The 1,540-nt window shown below is 74.6% G+C and carries 2 protein-coding genes; one reads left to right on the top strand and one right to left on the bottom strand.

Annotated features, from left to right (window positions below; translation table 11 throughout):
- Window positions 1–628 (top strand): 8-oxoguanine DNA glycosylase (locus tag FUT87_RS26450; protein WP_147242907.1); only part of this gene is annotated, 628 nt, incomplete at its 5' end.
- An 87-nt stretch (window positions 629–715) separates the two neighbouring features.
- Here the strand turns inward: FUT87_RS26450 and FUT87_RS26445 are convergent.
- Window positions 716–1,540, bottom strand: an 825-nt coding sequence (locus FUT87_RS26445; RefSeq protein WP_186830780.1) for a ComEC/Rec2 family competence protein, incomplete at its 5' end; no start/stop codon positions are given.

Below are 1,540 nucleotides of genomic sequence, written 5' to 3'. Positions count from 1 at the left end.
CGGCGCCGCCTTGCTGGGCGGCCCCGGCATCCCGGCGGCCGTGGGCCAGGCGGCCTTCGCGCGGGTGCGCGAGCGCGGCGCCTTCGTGCAGCCCGGTGTCTGCGAGGCGACCTTGAACGCCTGGCTCAGCGAGCCCCTGGACGTGCAGGGCCGTGCGCTCAGCTTCCGCTTCGCGGCGCAGAAGGCGAGGCACCTGGCGGCGGTGATGCCGGCGCTGCTCTCGGCGCCCGACTTCGAGGCGGGCCAGGAGGTGCGCAACTGGCTGATGGCCCTGCCCGGCATCGGGCCGAAGACGGCGTCGGCCATCGTGCGGGGCTGGTCGGCGTCGGAGGAGGTCGCGCTGCTGGACGCCCACCTGCTGCGCGTGGGCCAGGTGATCGGCCTGTTCCCGCGCAAGCACGGCATCGAGCGGCATTACCTCGAGCTCGAGGCGCGCCTGCTCAAGCTGTGCGCGGCGATGGACGTGAGGCCGTCCGAGCTGGAGGCGGTGGTCGCGGCGGAGATGAGCCGCTCGCCGGAGACGGCGCGCTTCCTCGTCGACCACCTGAAGGCGACCGAACCGGCACCGGCCCGCAAAGCCAGCGCGACCCGCATCCCGGAGCAGATCGCGCTGGTCTTCACAGCCTGAGCGCCGCAGGTGCCCGCGTCAGCCGCCAGCGCGGCGTCACGACGTGGCGCACGCACCCTCGTGCGCGATGAACGACGGCGGCTGAAGTCAAGGCGAGCTTGCTTCGATGGCCGGATCGGAACCCTCCCCTTCTCCGACTTCCGCGGACGCTGACGACGCCGACGATGCGGCCATCGCGGCGGCAGGTGTGGCAGATGCGGCAGGTGCCGCGGGCACCGCTGGCGCCGTCAACCAGTAGCGGCGGCGCCGGGTCCGCTCGCAATCGGCCAAGGGCTGCGTCCAACGGTCGCTGCGCCATTGCCAGGCGCCGCAGTCGACGGTATTGAGCACCGTCGCGCCGGCGGCCAGGTAGCGCGCCACCACCTCGGGCCGGGGATGACCGAAGCGGTTCAGATGGCCGGACTGCAGGGCCGCCACGCGCGGCGCGGTCGCCTGCACGAAGGCGGTCGACGACGAGGTCCGGCTGCCATGGTGCGGCACGACCAGCACCTCCACGCGCAAGTCTTCCGCCTTCGCCTCCGTCTCGGTCTCCGGCTCGGTCCCTACCCCGGCCTCGGTGGCCAGGCGCAGCAGCTGCGCCTCCTGCGGCGATTCGATGTCGCCGGTCAGCAGCAGGCGACGCCCCGCCGCGTCGACGCGCAGCACGCACGAAGCCCCGTTGCGCTTCGCGCCGGCCGCGTTCTCCCGCGGCGCCGGCGCCTCGAGCGGCCACAGCACCTCGAAGCGCACGCCGTCCCACGCCCAGCGCTGCCCTCGGCGGCAGCCCGCCGCTCCCGGCACCGCCCCGAGCCGCCGCTCGACCGGCAGGCCCCGCAGCAGGCTGCCGGTGCCGCCGGCGTGGTCCTGGTCCGCGTGGCTGACCATCAGCAGGTCCAGGCGCCGCTCGCCCAGGCCGCGCAGCAGCGGCAGCAG

The organism is Mitsuaria sp. TWR114 (genome assembly GCF_007997345.1).
The sequence above is the reverse complement of the archived record's forward strand: the minus strand, read 5'-3'. Positions and strand labels throughout refer to the sequence as shown.